The sequence below is a fragment of the Amycolatopsis thermalba genome, from assembly GCF_003385215.1.
GTDB classification, from domain to species: Bacteria; Actinomycetota; Actinomycetes; order Mycobacteriales; family Pseudonocardiaceae; genus Amycolatopsis_E; species Amycolatopsis_E thermalba.
In genome coordinates, this window is record NZ_PQHW01000011.1 from 24,831 (window position 1) to 41,571 (window position 16,741).

Annotated in this window: 15 protein-coding genes; 4 read left to right on the forward strand and 11 right to left on the reverse strand. The window is 72.9% G+C overall.

From position 1 onward, the window contains the following. Nucleotides 1–142: 142 nt before the first annotated feature. The 6 genes from D0D15_RS07210 to D0D15_RS07235 are packed head-to-tail and all read right to left on the reverse strand — an operon-like array spanning nucleotide 143 to nucleotide 6,174. Nucleotides 143–1,312, reverse strand: coding sequence for a lipid-transfer protein (locus D0D15_RS07210; RefSeq protein ID WP_115944323.1), 1,170 nt, complete (start codon nucleotides 1,310–1,312; stop codon nucleotides 143–145). Beyond that, on the reverse strand, nucleotides 1,309–1,695 hold the full coding sequence (locus D0D15_RS07215) for a MaoC family dehydratase (protein WP_094008254.1): 387 nt from the start codon (nucleotides 1,693–1,695) through the stop codon (nucleotides 1,309–1,311). The genes D0D15_RS07210 and D0D15_RS07215 overlap by 4 nt, the downstream gene beginning before the upstream one ends. Beyond that, entirely contained in the window at nucleotides 1,692–2,558 is an 867-nt protein-coding gene (locus D0D15_RS07220) for a bifunctional MaoC family dehydratase N-terminal/OB-fold nucleic acid binding domain-containing protein (RefSeq protein WP_094008255.1), read from the reverse strand. Before D0D15_RS07220 ends, D0D15_RS07215 begins: the two co-directional genes overlap by 4 nt. Beyond that, nucleotides 2,555–3,697, reverse strand: coding sequence for an acyl-CoA dehydrogenase family protein (locus D0D15_RS07225; RefSeq protein WP_094008256.1), 1,143 nt, complete (start codon nucleotides 3,695–3,697; stop codon nucleotides 2,555–2,557). Before D0D15_RS07225 ends, D0D15_RS07220 begins: the two co-directional genes overlap by 4 nt. Beyond that, nucleotides 3,697–4,719 (reverse strand): acyl-CoA dehydrogenase family protein, encoded by a 1,023-nt coding sequence (locus D0D15_RS07230; RefSeq protein ID WP_094008257.1) that lies wholly within the window; start codon nucleotides 4,717–4,719, stop codon nucleotides 3,697–3,699. Before D0D15_RS07230 ends, D0D15_RS07225 begins: the two co-directional genes overlap by 1 nt. Before the next feature lie 57 nt (nucleotides 4,720–4,776). After that, nucleotides 4,777–6,174: a WS/DGAT/MGAT family O-acyltransferase gene (locus tag D0D15_RS07235; RefSeq protein WP_094008258.1), complete on the reverse strand. Its 1,398-nt coding sequence runs from the start codon at nucleotides 6,172–6,174 to the stop codon at nucleotides 4,777–4,779. Between the two features lie 38 nt (nucleotides 6,175–6,212). Here D0D15_RS07235 and D0D15_RS07240 point away from each other — a divergent pair, with 38 nt between their 5' ends. Continuing rightward, entirely contained in the window at nucleotides 6,213–7,457 is a 1,245-nt protein-coding gene (locus tag D0D15_RS07240; protein WP_094008259.1) for an alpha/beta hydrolase, read from the forward strand. Here the strand turns inward: D0D15_RS07240 and D0D15_RS07245 are convergent. Further along, complete coding sequence (locus D0D15_RS07245) at nucleotides 7,454–7,837, reverse strand: YybH family protein (RefSeq protein WP_094008260.1); 384 nt, start codon at nucleotides 7,835–7,837, stop codon at nucleotides 7,454–7,456. The genes D0D15_RS07240 and D0D15_RS07245 overlap by 4 nt on opposite strands. 106 nt (nucleotides 7,838–7,943) lie before the next feature. On the opposite strand from D0D15_RS07245, the gene D0D15_RS07250 reads away from it, so the two are divergent. Further along, nucleotides 7,944–8,261, forward strand: a complete 318-nt coding sequence (locus tag D0D15_RS07250; protein WP_233157481.1) for a winged helix-turn-helix transcriptional regulator — start codon at nucleotides 7,944–7,946, stop codon at nucleotides 8,259–8,261. A gap of 82 nt (nucleotides 8,262–8,343) precedes the next feature. Here the strand turns inward: D0D15_RS07250 and D0D15_RS07255 are convergent, their stop codons facing one another. Next, complete coding sequence (locus D0D15_RS07255; protein WP_094008319.1) at nucleotides 8,344–11,007, reverse strand: DEAD/DEAH box helicase; 2,664 nt, start codon at nucleotides 11,005–11,007, stop codon at nucleotides 8,344–8,346. Nucleotides 11,008–11,047: 40 nt separating this feature from the next. Then, on the reverse strand, nucleotides 11,048–13,042 hold the full coding sequence (locus tag D0D15_RS07260; RefSeq protein WP_115944327.1) for an acyl-CoA dehydrogenase family protein: 1,995 nt from the start codon (nucleotides 13,040–13,042) through the stop codon (nucleotides 11,048–11,050). 117 nt (nucleotides 13,043–13,159) lie between these two features. Between D0D15_RS07260 and kstR the strand changes: the two genes are divergently transcribed. Both kstR and D0D15_RS07270 read left to right on the forward strand, forming a co-directional pair. Next, a complete protein-coding gene (gene kstR, locus D0D15_RS07265; protein WP_094008263.1) occupies nucleotides 13,160–13,795 on the forward strand; it encodes a cholesterol catabolism transcriptional regulator KstR in 636 nt (211 codons plus the stop codon). Between the two features lie 128 nt (nucleotides 13,796–13,923). After that, nucleotides 13,924–14,850 (forward strand): serine hydrolase, encoded by a 927-nt coding sequence (locus D0D15_RS07270; RefSeq protein ID WP_233157482.1) that lies wholly within the window; start codon nucleotides 13,924–13,926, stop codon nucleotides 14,848–14,850. 156 nt (nucleotides 14,851–15,006) lie between these two features. On the opposite strand, the gene D0D15_RS07275 is transcribed toward D0D15_RS07270, so the two are convergent. Together D0D15_RS07275 and D0D15_RS07280 are read right to left on the reverse strand one after the other, a co-directional pair. After that, nucleotides 15,007–15,816 carry an LLM class F420-dependent oxidoreductase gene (locus tag D0D15_RS07275; RefSeq protein WP_094008265.1) on the reverse strand — a complete coding sequence of 270 codons (810 nt, stop codon included), beginning with the start codon at nucleotides 15,814–15,816 and terminating at the stop codon, nucleotides 15,007–15,009. After that, a complete protein-coding gene (locus tag D0D15_RS07280) occupies nucleotides 15,813–16,643 on the reverse strand; it encodes an LLM class F420-dependent oxidoreductase (RefSeq protein ID WP_094008266.1) in 831 nt (276 codons plus the stop codon). The genes D0D15_RS07275 and D0D15_RS07280 overlap by 4 nt, the downstream gene beginning before the upstream one ends. Between the last annotated feature and the right edge of the window lie 98 nt (nucleotides 16,644–16,741).

The window sequence follows — 16,741 nt, forward strand, 5'->3', positions numbered from 1 at the left end:
AACCACAGACCGTAGGCGACGTCAGGAAAGGACGAAAGACGATGCCGGCCACCGAACCGATCACCGACAACCCCACCATGCTCGACGACGACACCCCGCCCGAGACGGTCCTCGCCGACGACGAGAGTCACCTCATCCGCGGCTACGACTGAGCCAGCACCAGCCCGCTCGTCGGCACACCGGTACCGGCCGTCACCAGAACGTGCGACACCGAGGACACCTGGTTGCAGGACGTCCCGCGGATCTGCCGCACACCCTCGGCGATGCCGTTCATCCCGTGGATGTACGCCTCGCCGAGCTGACCGCCGTGCGGGTTGAGCGGCAGTGAGCCGTCCAGCTCCAGCGCCCCGGACGCGACGAACCCGGGCGCCTCCCCGCGGCCGCAGAACCCCAGCTCCTCCAGCTGCATCAGCACGTACGGCGTGAAGTGGTCGTACAGCACGGCGACATCCATGTCCGCCGGCCCGGCCCCGGCCTGCGCCCACAGCTGCCGCGCGACCACCCCCATCTCGGGCAGTCCCGCCAGCTCGTCCCGGTAGTAGCTGGTCATGATGTACTGGTCCGGCCCGCTGCCCTGCGCCGCCGCGGCGATCACCGCGCACGCGCTGCGCAGGTCCCGGGCCCGCTCGACGCTGGTGATCACCAGCGCGACCCCGCCGTCGGACTCCTGGCAGCAGTCCAGCAGCCGCAGCGGCTCGGCGATCCACCGCGACGCCTGGTGCTCCGCCAGCGTGATCGGCTTGCCGTGGAACCACGCGTCCGGGTTCGTCGCCGCGTGCTTGCGGTCCAGCACCGCCACCCGGCCGAAGTCCTCGGTCGACGCGCCGTACTCATGGAGGTACCGCTGAGCCACCATCGCGACGGTGGCCGCCGGCGTGGCCAGCCCCATCGGGTAGTGGAACGCGTTGTCCACCCCCGACGAGTTCACCTGCCCGGCCGCCGCGGACGACACCTGCCCGAACCGGTGCCCGGACCGCTCGTTGAACGCCCGGTAGGCCACCACCACGTCGGCCACCCCGGTGGCGACCGCCATCGCCGCCTGCTGCACCGTCGCCGCCGCCGCACCGCCGCCGTAGTGGACGCGGCTGAAGAACGTCAGCTCCGGGATGCCCAGCTCCCGCGCCACCGCGATCTCGGCGTTGCCGTCCATCGTGAACGACACCAGTCCGTCCACATCGGACGGGCGCAGCCCGGCGTCGTCCAGTGCCGCCCGCACCGACCCGGCCGCCAGCCGCAGCTCGCTGCGCCCCGAGTCCTTGGAGAACTCCGTCGCGCCGATCCCGGCGATCGCCGCCTTGCCCGACAGTGTCATGCCGCCAGCTCCACGGTCACCGTGCCGCTCACGTGCGACCCCAGTCCACCGGTCCCGGTCACCTCGACCACCGCGACCCGCCCGTCCACCGACGCGACCCGCCCGGTGAACACCAGCCGGTCCCCGGCGTAGCAGGGCACCCCCAGCTTGATCTTGATCGAGCGCACCAGCGCGTCCGGCCCCGCCCAGTCGGTGACGAACCGCTGCACCAGGCCGGTGTCGGTGAGGATGTTGAGGAAGATGTCCTTCGACCCGCGCGCGACCGCCGCGTCCCGGTCGTGGTGCACGTCCTGGAAGTCCCGCGTGGCCAGGGCCGTGCTGATCACGAACGTCGGCGTGACGTCGAAGGCCAGTTCGGGCAGCTCGGTTCCGGCGGCGATCATCGCGCCACCCGCCAGGCCGGCAGCGTCAGGTCGTCGTCCACCTTCAGGAACGTCGCGGTCACCGGCAGTCCGATGTGGACCTCCGCGGGATCCGCGCCGACCAGTTCGCCCAGCATCCGCACGCCCTCCTCCAGCTCGACCAGCGCGATCACGAACGGCAGCTGCTTGCCGGGCACGGCCGGCCGGTGGTGCACCACGTAGCTGTAGACGGTGCCGCGCCCGCTCGCCACCAGCCAGTCCGGCTTCGCGTCCAGGTCGCCGTCCGGTGGCATCGGCCCGGGCGGGTGCCGCAGCACGTCACCCCAGCGCTGGATCCGCAGCTCACCGGCCTTCGTGCCCGCCCAGAAGAACTCGGTGTCCCGGCTGATCACCGGCCGCAACGCACCCGGTGACGAGGGCGGCGGCGCGAACTTCAGCACCCGGAACAGCATGTCGGCGACCAGCTCGTCGCCGACGTACCAGGACGTGCGGGTGGTGACGAACCAGCCCTCGCCCAGCGCGGTGCGCTTCGGCCCCACCACCGACTCCAGCGCGGTCGAGGCCGACACGTGCTCGCCGACCCGCAGGTAGCGGTGGTAGGTCTGCTCGGAGTTCGTCGCGACCACGGACGTGTACCCGGCCTCGTCGAGCACGGCCATCATCGCGCCCAGCGGGTCGTCCGCGGCGCGCTGGCCGTGCAGGCCGTTCATCGTCCACACCTGGGCCATCGCCGGCGGCGCGATCCCCTCGGCGTACCGGGGGTTGGTGTCGCCGATCGCTTCGACCCAGTTGTTGATCATCGCCTGGTTGACCGGATCGCGCGCCAGGCGCCGGGACGACTCGCCCTGGGCGCGGATCCGGGCCGCGGCCTCCTCGACGCTCATCGCGGCACCCTCGGCAGCTTCAGCCCGGCCATCGCGATCAGTTCCCGCTGGATCTCGTTCACGCCACCCCCGAAGGTCAGCACGATGTTGCGTCGCGCCAGCACGTCCAGCCACTCCACCAGCGCGGCGGTGTCCGGATCGGACAGATCGCCGTGCCGCGCCACGATCTCCTCCATCAGCCGCGCCACGCGCTGGATGCGGTCCGAGCCGAACACCTTGGTCGCCGAGGCGTCCGCGATGTCCAGGTCCGCCGCCGCGACCTGCCAGTTGAGCAGCTCGTTGATCCGCACCACGGCGAGCGTCTCGCCCAGCGCGCGGCGCACGTCGGGCTCGCCGAGCAGGTCCCGGGCGGCGGCCCAGGCGCGCACCCGGTCGTAGAGCCCGCCGATCCGCCCGGCCGGGCCAAGCATGACCCGCTCGTGGTTGAGCTGCGTGGTGATCAGCTTCCAGCCCTGGTTCTCCTCGCCGACGCGCATCGACACCGGCACCCGGACGTCGGAGTAGTAGGTGGCGTTGACGTGGTGCGCGCCGTCGCAGGTGATGATCGGCGTCCACGAGTAGCCGGGGTCGCTGGTGTCGACGATGAGGATCGAGATGCCCTTGTGCTTGAGCGCGTCCGGATCGGTGCGCACGGCCAGCCAGATGTAGTCGGCGTCGTGGCCGCCGGTGGTGAAGATCTTCTGCCCGTTGACCACATAGGACTCGCCGTCGCGCACCGCGGTGGTGCGCAGGGACGCCAGGTCCGTGCCGGCGCCGGGTTCGGTGTAGCCGATCGCGAAGTGCACCTCGCCGGCGAGGATCTTCGGCAGGAAGAACGCCTTCTGCTCGGGCGTGCCGTACTCCTGCAGGGTCGGCCCGACGGTCTGCAGCGTCACCGACGGCAGCTGCACGTCGGCGCGGGCGGCCTCGTCGGCGAAGAGGTGCTGTTCGAGGTCGCCGAACCCGCCGCCGCCGTACTCCTCGGGCCACCCGGCGCCGAGCCGCCCGTCGCTGCCCATGCGCCGCACGATGCGGCGGTAGACCTCGCCGTGCCGCTCCCGCAGCAGCGCCTGCCGCTCCTCCGGCGTGATCAGCCCGGCGAAGTACTCGCGCAGCTCGTCCCGCAGTTTCCGTTGCGACGCGGTCAGTTCGATGTGCATCAGCCCTCCACCAGGTCGCCGAGCCGGTCCAGCCGCGTGCTCGCGCCGCCGGTGACCGCGGCGAGTTCCTTGACCATCCCGTAGTGGCGGTGCAGCGGGTAGGTGATGTCGACGCCGAGGCCGCCGTGCAGGTGGTGGCACGACGCGAGCGCCTTGGGCGCCTCCTCGGCGAGCCAGTACGCGGCCACGGCCAGGTCCTCGTCCGGATCGAGCCCCTCGGCGAGCCGCCACACGGCGGACAACGCGGCCAGGTGCAGCGTGCGGGAGGTGATGTAGACGTCGGCGATCTGCTGGGCGACCGCCTGGAACGTCGCGAGTGGACGGCCGAACTGCTCGCGCCGCCGCACGTGCTCGGTGGTCAGCGCGAGCGCCCCGGCCACGGCGCCGTCGCCGAGCGCGACCGCACCGGCGAGCGCGAACCGGTGCAGGTCGGCCACCGATCCGTCACACAGCAGGTCCGCCTCCCCCACCCGAACCCCGGACAGGCGCAGCGACGTGCCGTGCACCTGCGCGCCGTCGGCCCGGGGATCGACGAGGAACACGCCGGTGCCCCACGGCAGCGTGGCCGGCACGAGCACGCACCGGGCCTCCGGCAACGACGGCACCAGGGTCTTCGTGCCGGTCAGCGCCCAGCCCCCGTCCGCGGCCACGGCCTCGGTCGACGGCTGCGTGACGAACGGCGCGGACGGTTCGTGCAGCGCGGCGGTGACGACCACCTCGCCGGAGGCGATCTCCGGCAGCCACCGCGCCCGCTGCTCCGGGCCGCCCAGCCGGTTCAGCGGCAGCACCCCGAGCGCGAGGGCCGCGAGCGCGGGCACCTGCGCGCCCGCCCGGCCCACCTCGGTCAGCACCACCGCGACCTCGGCCGGCCCGAGCCCGTCCCCGCCCAGCTCGGGCGGCAGGGCGAGCGCGAGCAGGCCGGCCTTCGCCAGCGCCGGCCACGCGTGCTCGGGATCCCGGGCCAGGACCTCCGCGGTCAGCGCGGCGATCTCGGCCTGGGTCGCGTCCAGGGTGAAGTCCACACCGGCTCCTCGGCAGCAAGACTGAAACCTGTTCTAGTCTTAGCCGAGGAGTGGCGTTCAGGCAAGGGTCGAGGCCGCGTGCAGCAGTTCCGTCATCTCCTCGCGCATCGCGTCGGCCAGCGACCACAGATCTGGAACGAGTTCTCGCGCGGCGAGCAGGCCGATGTCGACCTTGCCCGCGTAGGACAGCACGGTCACGTTCAGCCCGGCGCCGTGGAACACCGGGCCGAGCGGGTAGAACGCGGTGATCCGCGCGCCGACGAAGTACAGCGGCATCGGCGGGCCGGGCACGTTGGAGACGACCAGGTTGTGCACCACCGGGTGCTTGTCGGCCAGCCGCAGCGCGGAGTAGGCCCGGACCGCGAGCCCGAACAGGCCGGACGGGGCGAACTGGGCCCAGTCCTGCAGCATGTCCGCGTCGATCGAGTGGTGGTGCTCCTTGGCCTGGCGGTTGCTCTCCGCGACCGCGTAGACCCGGGCGGCGGCCTCCGGCAGGTGCGTGGGCAGGGTCGCGAAGAACGCGGACACCTTGTTGTTGCTGTCGCCCTCCTGGCTGGTGCGGTCCAGCGTCGACACCGGGACGGTCGCCACCAGCGGGTCCGTGGGCAGCTCGCCGCGCGCCTGGAGGTACCGGCGCAGCGCGCCCGCGCACAACGCCAGGATCACGTCGTTCACCTTCACCCCGAAGGCGTTCTTCACGGTCTTGACGTCGTCCAGCTCGACGGTGCCGTAGGCGATGGCGCGGACGCTGGAGATGGTCGAGTTGAACGAGGTGCGCGGCGCGGTGAACGGCACCGGCATGCCCTGGCGGCGCAGGGCGCGCCCGAGCCAGCGGGGCGCCATCCCGGCCAGGCCGGGCAGCAGCTTCGCCATCTCCACCGGGCGCCGCGCCAGCTCCTGCACGCTGGTGCGGAGCAGCTCGAGGTGCGAGGGCGGCGCGGGATTGCGCTCGGGCTCGGGCAACGGCGGAAGTTCACCCGGTTCGGGGCCGGCCAGGTAGGCGATCAGGCTCGCGCCGCCGACGCCGTCGACGGTCGCGTGGTGCATCTTGAACATCACCGCGACCCCGTCGTCCGGGAGGCCCTCGATCACGTACAGCTCCCACAGCGGGCGGCCGCGGTTGAGCGGCTGCCCGGCGAAGTGGGCGCACAGCTCGGCCAGCGTCTCGCGATCGCCGGGCGCGGGCACGGCGACCCGGTGCAGGTGGTGGTCGATGTCGAACGCGTCGTCCTCCACCCACACCGGGTGCAGGAAGTTCAGCGGCGAATTGTGCAGTTTCCGGCGGAACTCCGGGATCGCGGCGATGCGCTCGGCGAGCACGCGCTTGAACTCGGGGAAGCGATATCCGCCCGGTATGGTCGATCCGTCCAGCGTGAGCAGTCCGCACACGTGCAGCACCTGCGAAGACGTTTCCAGGTACAGGAAACTGGCGTCGAGTCCACTCAGCGGTCGCACCTGATAAGGGTAAGCGAGATTGACTACGATCACGGAGTATGCGACCCCGTTTCCTCACCCGCCGGGCGATCCAGCTGGCCCTGACCGCGAACGCGCTCCGCCCGGTGCCGGGGGTGCGGGCCTCGGTGCCCGCGTTCTTCGCCGGGTGGCTGACCGGGGAACTGGCGCCGCACCTGCTCGCGCTGACCGCGGCCGACACGGCGGCGCACCTGGCGCGGCACGGTGCGCGGTCGGTGCCGGACCGGGTCGGGCTCGGCCTGGCCGCGGCCTCGGCCGCCGGGCTGGGGTCGCTGATCGTCACCTCGCAGCGGGCCCGGGGCGCGGTGGAGGACGCGCTGGCCGAGGCGCTCGGGCCGGAGTACGTGGCGGACCTGTCGCGGCCGCCGGACGCGAAGGACCTGGCGACGCCGTGGGGCCAGCTGGTGCTGCCGTTCCGGATGCGCAACCCGGACGTGCGGCGGGACCGCAACCTGGCGTACGCGCCGGGCGGCAAGCGGTTCCTGATGGACATCTACCGGCCGCGGGAGCCGGTCGAGGGGCGGCCGGTGCTGCTGCAGATCCACGGTGGCGCGTGGATGATCGACAGCAAGGACCACCAGGGCATCCCGCTGATGCTGCACATGGCGCAGCGCGGGTGGGTGTGCGTGGCGGTGAACTACCCGCTGTCGCCGAAGGCGCACTGGCCGGACCACATCGTCGGGGTGAAGCGAGCGGTGGCGTGGATCCGGGAGCACATCCATGAGTACGGCGGTGACCCGTCGTTCCTGGCCGCGACGGGTGGTTCGGCGGGCGGTCACCTGGCGGCGCTGCTGGCGCTGACCCCGAACGACGCCGGCCTGCAGCCGGGTTTCGCCGAGGCGGACACGTCGGTGCAGGCGTGCGCCCCGCACTACGGCGTGTACGACTTCGCCGCGACGAGCGGTTCGCCGGCGAGCAAGCAGCGGCTGCACGGGCTGCTGGCGAGGTACGTGGTGGGCAAGGACCCGGTGCGGTTCCTGGACGACTACATCGCCGCGTCGCCGCTGGACCGGATCACCGAGAAGGCGCCGCCGTTCTTCGTGATCCACGGCGCGCACGATTCGCTGGTGCCGGTCCGGGAGGCGCGCGAGTTCGTCCGCCGCCTGCGGGAGACGTCCGAGCAGCCGGTGGCGTACGCGGAGCTGCCGGGGGCGCAGCACGCGTTCGACGTGTTCCCGTCGATCCGGTCGGCGCACGTGGTGCGCGGGGTGGAGCGCTTCCTGGAGTGGACGTACCTGCGCTGGCTGCGCGACCAGCGGGGCTAGCCGGCGAGGCCGAACGGGTTGTCCACCACGTAGCGCCACCGCCCGTCGCCGCCGCGGCGGGCGATGTCGGTGGCGGTCCCGTCGATGCGCACCGGGCGGCCTTCGCGGTCGGTGCCGTCGATCACCCAGTCCACGATCAGGAGGGCGATCTCCCCGGTGGCGTAGACCTGCCGCGGCCGGACCGTGATCGGCACGCCGAGGGCCTGGAACCGGGCGTTGGCGGCATGCGCGTCGGCGCCGGTCAGCGGCGAGCCCGGCGAGGCGACGAACACGGCGCCGGGTTCGTACAGCTCGGCGATCGCGGCGGGGTCACCGGTGTTGAACCGCTCGGCGAACACGGCGGGCACGTCTTCCGGGCGATCAGCGAGAGGGCGTGGCATGGTGGACCATCCTTTCGGTTGACGACGCCCGCGAACGCTAGGAGACCGCCCCGTGACTCACCAAACGGTTAGCCGCCCGGGCCTGCCCGCGGATCCGCTCGCGGAAGTGGGCGCACCGACGCCGTCCTGCCCGGTGGAGATGACCCTGGATGTCCTGCGCGGCCGCTGGACGACCCTGGTGATCCGCGAGCTGCTGCGCGGTGAGCTCGGGTTCAGCGAACTGCGGGAGCGGCTGCCCGCGCTGTCGGACAAGGTCCTGTCCGAGCGGCTGGCGCACCTCACGAGCAGCGGGGTCGTGGAACGGCATCGCGAGCGCGGCCGGCCGCCCCGGACCCGGTACCGGCTCAGCCCCGACGGGGAGCGCCTGGGGCCGGTGCTGCAAGCGCTGTGGGACTGGGGCGTGGACCGGGCAACCCCAGGTTGATCACCCGCTCCAGGTGGACGCGCGTCGCGATGGGTGCCTTCATCACGGTGCCGAGAGCCCCGGCCGCGGCCCCTGCGCGCGCTCATCCCGGCTTCCCCAGGCGGACGAGCTCCGTCAGCTCCTCGTCGCTCAGCTCCGTGATCCAGTCCTCCCCCGCGCCGATCACGCGTTCGGCCAGGCCGCGCTTCTCCGCGAGCACCTCGGCGATCCGCTCCTCCAGCGTGCCCTCCGCGATGAGCCGGTGGACCTGCACCGGCCGGTCCTGCCCGATCCGGTACGCCCGGTCGGTCGCCTGGTCCTCCACCGCCGGGTTCCACCACCGGTCGTAGTGGATGACGTGCGTCGCGCGGGTCAGGTTCAGCCCGACCCCGCCCGCCTTGAGCGACAGCAGGAACACCGGCACGTCACCGCGTTGGAACCGCGCCACCATCTCCTCCCGCTGCCGCACCGAGTCGGCACCGGAGAGCAGCTGCACCGGCAGCCCCCGTTCGGTCAGCCGCGCCTCCAGCAGCCGGCACAGCCGCACGTACTGGCTGAACACCAGCACGCTCTCGCCCTCGTCGAGGATCACGTCCAGCAGCTCCTCGAACGCGGCGAGCTTGCCCGACCGCCCGGCGACCGGCCCGCTGTCCGCGAGGTACTGCGCCGGGTGGTTGCAGATCTGCTTCAGCTCGGTCAGCAGCTTGAGCACCTGCCCGCGCCGCTGCACGCCCCGCGACTCGCGGATCACCGCCAGGTTCTCCCGCACCACCGCCTCGTACAGGGTGGCCTGCTCGGTGGTCAGCGGCACGTACCGGTCGGTCTCGGTCTTGCGCGGCAGCTCCGGCGCGATGTCCGGGTCGGTCTTGCGGCGCCGCAACAGGAACGGCCGCACCGTCGCGGCCAGGCGTTCGGCACCGCGGGCGTCGCGGTCGCGCTCGACCGGGCGCGCGATCGTGCGGCGGAAGTGCTCCAGCGTGCCGAGCAGCCCCGGCGTCGTCCAGTCCAGAATGGACCACAGTTCGGTGAGCCGGTTCTCCATCGGCGTGCCGGTCAACGCGACGCGCGCCGCGGCCGGGATCCTGCGGAGTTCCTTCGCCGTCACCGAAAGCGGGTTCTTGACGTGCTGCGCCTCGTCGGCCGCGACCAGCCCCCAGTCCACTTCGGACAGCGTCGCCCGGTCGCGGCGCAGCACACCGTAGGTGGCGAGGACGACCTCGTCGGGCGCCAGGTCGTCCAGGTGCCGCCGCCCGCCGTGGAACCGCCGCACCGGGACCTTCGGCGCGAACCGGGCGAACTCACGCTCCCAGTTGCCCAGCAGCGACGTCGGGCACAGCACCAGCGTCGGCCCCGACGGGCGGCGGTGCAGGTGCAGGGCGATGAGCTGGATCGTCTTGCCCAGGCCCATGTCGTCGGCGAGAACACCGCCGAGGCCCAACTCGGTCATCCGGACCAGCCACGACAGCCCGGTCCGCTGGTACGGCCGCAGCGTGGCCTGCAACTCCGGATCCGGCTCGACCGGCCCGGCCGGGGCACGCAACCGGTGCACGAGACCGTCGAGCGCGGGCGGGGCGGCGAAGTCCAGCTCCTCGTCGTCGAGCCGCAGCTCGCCGGTCAGGGCCGCGGCCAGCGCCTGCGCGCCGGTGACAGCCGGGCGCGCGCGACGCAGGCGTGCCAGCAGGTGGGAGTCGGCACGCACCCACTGCCCGCGCAGGCGCACCAGCGGGCGCTTGGCCTCGGCGAGCGCGGTGACCTCGGCCTCGCTGAGGGTTTCGCCGCCCAGGCTGAGCTGCCAGCGGAACCGCAGCAGGTCGGTCAGCCGGAACACGGCCCCGCCCTCGCTGCCCGGCGACGGCGTCACGCTCGCCTTGGCCCGCACCGGTTCGCCGAACACGCCGCGCGGCCACAGCACCTCGACACCGGCGGCCGCCAGGGCGTCGCGGCCACCGTCGAGCAGCTCGACGACCTCGGTGTCGTCCAGGGTCAGCTCGCTGGGCGGGGCGGCGTCGAGCACGCGGCCCAGCGGAGCCCACGCGCGGGCGCCGCGCCGCAGCCCGATGAGCAGCTGCGCCTCGACCTGCTCACCGAAGCGGGACAGGACGGCCTCCGGTGCGTCCCACAGCGCGGCCGCGTCCACGACCAGGCTGGGGTCGGCGCGGCTGCGCACGGCGAGGACGCCGGTGAACGCGAAGTCGTCGCCGGTCTCACGCACCTCGACGCGGAGCTGGATCTGCGCGCCGAACGCGGGCCCGTCGGTGACCACGCGGGCCGCGGGGGTGCGGCCGAGCACGTCGGCGGTGGCGTCCCAGAGCGCGCGGACGAGCGTTTCGGGCGAGTGCAGGCGGATGCGCTTGAGGCCGGACAGCGGGAGGGCGTGCGCCTCGGGCGGCAGGGCGGCGGCCAGGTCACGCAGCAGGTCCTCGTCGGCGGTGTCGAGCGGCCCGGCGCACCAGCTGTCCACACCGGACGGACGCCGGAGCCGGCCGCGGGCGACGAGGTTCAGGCCCGCGGCGACCGCCGCCGACCACGCCCGCACCGAAGGGCTTCCGTCGCTCACGGCGAGCAGGCGCGGGATGGCGCCGGCGAGCGGGAGGACGTGCGCGTCGACCCTGGTGCGGCGGAAGGACTTGCCGGCGCCGGCGGGCAGCACGAGTTCGACCGGTACCGGCCCCGGCTCGTCACCCCAGACGGCGAGCACACCGTCCCGGGGCGGGTCCGAGGGCACGAAGATCGCCCTGGTCGTCTCGGTCCATTCCACGGTGATCACCATAGGCGGGACCACCGACAGTTTCGGGACGGCGGCGACCTCAGTCGCGCGGCAGCCCCAGCAGGCGTTCCGCCGCCACCGACAGCAGGATCTGCGTCGTCCCGCCGGCGATGCTCAGGCAGCGCGTCAGCAGGAACTCGTGCTGGACCGGGGCGGTCTCGCCGGTCACCAGCACCCCCGGCGGGCCCAGCAGCTCCAGGGCGGCCTCGGCCGCGGCCTGCCGGTGCCGCACCCCGATCAGCTTCCGCACGCTCGACTCCGGCCCGGGATCCTGCCCGGCCAGCCGCCGCAGCGTCGAGCGCAGGTCGAGCAGCGCGCACGCCGACCCCTCCGCCACCAGCGCGCCCAGCCGGTCCAGCACCGCGCCGTCCGGATCTCGCACCGGCGCCAGCAACGTCTCCACCGCCTCCCCCACCGACGAGCCCCCGCTCATCGCCACGCGCTCGTTCGCCAGCGTCGTCCGGGCCAGGTGCCAGCCGCCGTTCACCTCGCCCACCACGTTCTCCGCCGGGACGAACACGTCGTCCAGGAAGACCTCGTTGAACCGCTCCACCCCGGTGATCTCGCGCAACGGCCGGACGTCGATCCCCGGCGACGACATGTCGACCAGGAAGTACGTGATGCCCCGGTGCTTGGGCGCGTCCGGATCGGTGCGCGCCAGGCAGATCGCCCAGTCCGCCTCCCGCGCGAGCGAGGTCCAGACCTTCTGCCCGGACAACACGAACCCACCCTCCACCGGCCGGGCCCGCGTGCGCAGCGAGGCCAGGTCCGAACCGGCGCCGGGTTCGCTGAACAGCTGGCACCAGGTCAGCTCGCCACGCAGGGTCGGCAGCACGAACCGCTGCCGCTGCTCGTCCGTGCCGTGCTCCAGCAGGGTCGGCACGGCCCAGGCGCCGATCACCAGATCGGGCCGCCGCACCCCGGCCCGCGCCAGTTCGGCGTCGATCACCAGCTGCTGCGCCGGTGTCGCGTCCAGACCGTAGGGCGCGGGCCAGTGCGGCACCAGGTACCCGGTGGACGCCAGCCGCTCGCGCCGGTCCCCCTCGGGCAGCGCGGCGATCTCCTCGACGGTGGCCCGCACGGCCGGGTCGAAGTGCTCCGACAGGTCGACCGCCAGGTCCCGCCGCACCCCCGCGAGCGCCAGCGACGCTGCCGAGCGACGCCAGGCCGCCGAACCGCCCAGCCACTGCCGCAGCGCCACCGCGCGGCGCAGGTACCGGTGCGCGTCGTGCTCCCAGGTGAAGCCGATCCCGCCGAGCACCTGGATGCAGTCCTTCGCGGTGTCCACCGCCGCGTCCAGCGCCCCGGCAGCCGCGACCGCCGCGGCGAACTCGTGCTGCTCCGGCGACTCGTCCGCCGCCCGGGCCGCGTCCCACGCCAGCGCCCCGGCCAGCTCGGCCCGGCACAGCATCTCCGCGCACAGGTGCTTGACCGCCTGGAACGACCCGATCGGCCGGCCGAACTGCTCTCGCACCTTCGCGTACTCCGCCGCCGTCGCCACGCACCACCGCGCGATCCCGGCCGCCTCGGCCGCGGCCAGCGTCGCCGCGAAGATCCGCGGGTCGCCGCCCTCGAACACCGTCCCGTCACCGTCGCGGAGCCGGCCGAACGAGCGGGACAGGTCGAACGACTCGATCCCCTCCGCGCCGGACTCGCGGACGCTCCAGGTGTCACCGTCGGCCACCAGGACGTGCGTGGCGTCCGCGTCGAGCACCGGCCCATCCGGCGACAACGCCACCCCCGCGCTCGCCGAACCGTCCGCGAACGCCGGGAGCAGCTCCTTCGCCACCGGCGATTCGCCGTGACGCGCGAGCACCAGCGCCGCCAGCACCGTCCCGAACACCGGCCCCGGCACCAGCGCGGCCGCGGCCTCCTCGACCGCCACCACGGCGTCGGCGACCGTTCCGCCCGCGCCGCCCAGCTCCTCCGGCACCCCGATGCCGAACACGCCGATGGCCGCCAGGTCGTCCCTGCTCCGGCCGCCGGAGCGGATCGTCCCGGCGAGCGCGCGCTGCTCCGCGGTGAGGACTGACATGCGGCTCACTATAGAACGTGTTTCAGTTTTGTGGCCAGATCCACTCGATGCGCGAGATCAGCAGGCGGACCGGTAAGCTGTCGGGTGAAACTGAAACAAGTTCCGGAGCAGGTGCCGATGGCCGCGAAAGCGAAGACGTCCACCCCACCCAAGAACGGGATGAGCGCGTTGTCCAGCGACGAGCTCGGGTCCGCCGCGCAGCGGGACCGGCGACGGCGCATCATCGACGCGACCCTGGCGCTGGCGTCCAAGGGCGGGTACGACGCCGTCCAGATGCGGGCGGTGGCCGAGAAGGCCGACGTCGCGCTGGGCACCCTCTACCGCTACTTCCCGTCGAAGATCCACCTGCTGGTGTCGGGTCTGGCGCGGGAGTTCGAGCGCGCGCACGAGAAGCTGCAGCGGTCGAGCATCCCGGGCGACACGCCGAGCGAGCGGCTCATCTTCGTGCTCAGCCGCAACACCCGGCTGATGCAGCGCGATCCGCACCTGACCGAGGCGATGGTCCGGGCGTTCATGTTCGCCGACACCACGGCCGCCGCCGAGGTCGAGCAGGTCGGGCGGCTGCTGGAGAGCATGTTCGCGCGCGCCATGGGCATCGCGGAGCCGACCGAGCACGACCGCGCGGTCTTCCACCTCATCGCCGACGTGTGGATGGCGAACCTGGTCGCGTGGGTCACCCGGCGCGCCTCCGCCGCCGACGTGGCGAACCGGTTGGAGCTGTCGGTGCACCTGCTGCTGGACAACACGCGCTGACACCGTTTCGTCGCTTACCGTCACGGTTACTGGGAACCGTCTGGCGAGCGGCTGTGAGTTCCCTGTAGATCACGGAAAACCGGGGTCCGCCTGCAACAGGCGCTGATCAAGCCCGCGTTTGTGTGGGCATGAGAAGAAGGACGGCCGGCAAGGTCGTGCTCCCGGCCGCCGTGTTCGGCGCCGTCACGATGCTGATCTTCACGATCCAGCACCAGCCGCGGGTTTCCTCGGCGAGTTCGGTCGTGCAGGTGAGCGCATCGGCGGCGCCGGCGACGCAGAGCGCGCAGCCCGATCCGACGCCGACCGCCAGCGCCTCCCCGTCGCCGGCGCCTGCCGAGAACGACGACATCGCCGCGCGGGCCCTGGCGCTGATGCGCGAGAAGGTGGCGAGCGCCGAGGCCGGGATCGAGGTGTACGACCGGGAGACCGGCGTCGTGCTGACCCAGCTCGATGCCGACCGGCAGTTCTGCTCGATGTCCCTGGTCAAGCTGCTGATCGCGCTCGATGTGTTGCGGGACAACGAATGGGAGCTGCCGGACTCCGCCACCCAGAGCCGGCTGACCCGGATGATCACCGCCAGCGACGACACCATCGCCAGCAGCCTGTGGGTGCAGCAGGGCGGCACCGCGATCGTGACCCGCATGGCGGAGCTGATGCAGCTGACCGGCACCGAACCGCCGTCCTCGCCGGGCCAGTGGGGTTCGACGAAGATCACCGCCGCGGACGTGGTCAAGGTCTACAACTACATCGAGGACACCCTGCCGCAAGCGGGCCGCGACCTGCTCTACAACGCGATGTACCACGCGTCCCAGGCCGGTTCGGACGGGACGAACCAGTTCTTCGGCATCCCGGACGCGCTGCCGGGCACGACGTGGGCGATCAAGCAGGGCTGGGGCACCAGCGGTACGCAGGCTGTATACAACACGACGGGCCTGCTCGGCGAGGACGCCCGGTACGTGGTGGTCGTCCTGAGCAGCGCGCCGTCCCGCTACTACCGCACGCTGCCCGCGGCGCTCACCGCCGGCACCCGAGCCCTGGGATCACTGGTCGACTGACGCGCGGCACGAGCACCCCGCACCGGCGCAGAATGCCTGCACCACTGCCACATGCCGGCCACGGCACCGCAGCCCCGCAACCCTCGCCCAGGTGATGCGGCACGAGCACCCGCACCGGCGCAGAGCGCCACCACTACCGCCCGCCCCGCAGCCCGCTCAGCTGAACCGCGGCACCAGCGCGGCCAGCGCGTCGAGCCGGCGCAGGGTGTCACCCTCGGAGGCGGCCGGCAGGCCCAGCGTGACGCGCTCGGCACCGGCCTCGGCGTAGGCGTCCAGCAGCGCCGGGTCCGGCGGGGCGGACGTCGCGGTCACCGGCACCGATCCGGCCTGCGCCACCTGCTCGGCCGCCGCTTCCGGGTCGCGCAGGGCGTTGGGCAGCCAGCCGGCTCCCAGCCGCTTCGCACGTTCCAGGGCCGCGGCGCTGTTGCCTCCGATGTAGACCGGCACGTCCCGCTCGGGCTTGGGCCACTGGAACACCGGGTCGAAGTTCACGTGCACACCGTGGAACTCGGCCTCGTCGTTCGTCCACACTGTCCGGAGTGCCTGGATCTGCTCGTCCAGCAGCGCCCCGCGCGTGCGCGGGTCGGTGCCGTGGTTGCGCATCTCCTCGCGGTTCCAGCCCACGCCCACCCCGAACAGGAACCGCCCGCCGGACAACAGGTCCAGGCTCGCGACGGACTTCGCGGTGTGCAGGACGTCCCGCTGGATCAGCAGGGTGATGCCGGCGCCCAGCTTCAGCGTCGTGGTCGCGGCGGCGGCCGCGGTCAGCGCGACGAACGGGTCGAGCGCGCGGTAGTAGGCGCGCGCCATGTCACCGCCCGCCGGGTACGGGGTGTCCCGGCTGACCGGGATGTGCGAGTGCTCGGCGACGAACAGGGCGTCGAACCCGCGGTCCTCGACCGCCTTGGCCAGCACGTCCGGCCGCGCGCTCTCGTCGGTGACGAACGTCGAAATGCCCAGTTTCACCGGTAGCCCTCCGCGAGTGCGGCGAGCTCGTCCAGCTTGGTCAGCGTCTCCGGCTCGGGACGGGTGCCGAGCAGGAACGTCACGCGCTCCACGCCGGCCTCGGCGTACCCCGCCAGCGCCTCCTCGCTGCGACCCGCGCCGAAGACGGTGAACGGGACGTCGGTGCGGCCCTGCTCGGCCAGCCAGGCGCGGACCCGCTTGATCTCCTCCGGCGGGGTGTGGGCGCGGGGCATCCAGCCGTCGGCGTGCTTGGCGAGCCGGGTGAGCGCGGCCTCGCTCTCGCCGCCGACGTAGATCGGCGGGTGCGGGCGCTGCACCGGCTTGGGCCACTGCCAGATGGGGTCGAAGTCGACGTGCTCGCCGTGGAACTCGGCCTCGTCCTGGGTCCAGATCGCCTTGAGCGCCTGGATCTGCTCGTCGATCAGGGCGCCGCGGGTGCGCGGGTCGGTGCCGTGGTTGCGCATCTCCTCGCGGTTCCAGCCCACGCCGACGCCGAAGGCCACCCGACCGCCGGAGAGCAGGTCGAGGCTGGCCACCTCCTTGGCGGTGTGGATGACGTCCCGCTGGACCAGCAGGGCGACGCCGGTGAAGAGCAGCAGGTCACGGGTCTCGGCGGCGACCGCGGTCAGCGCCACGAACGGGTCGAGGGTGCGGTAGTAGACGCGCGGCAGCTCACCGCCGCCCGGGTAGGGGCTTTCCCGGCTGACCGGGATGTGCGAATGCTCGGCGAGCAGCAGCGAGTCGAACCCGCGCTCCTCGAGCGCGCGGCCGAGCGCGCCCGGACGGATGCCTTCGTCGGTGACGAACGTCGAGATCCCGAACTTCATGCTCCGACCCAACTTCCGCACCCGGGCGCGCTATTCCCGCTCCGGACGATCCGGACGTCCGGAGCGGGATCACACCGGCTGCGGCCCGGTTCCCCGGT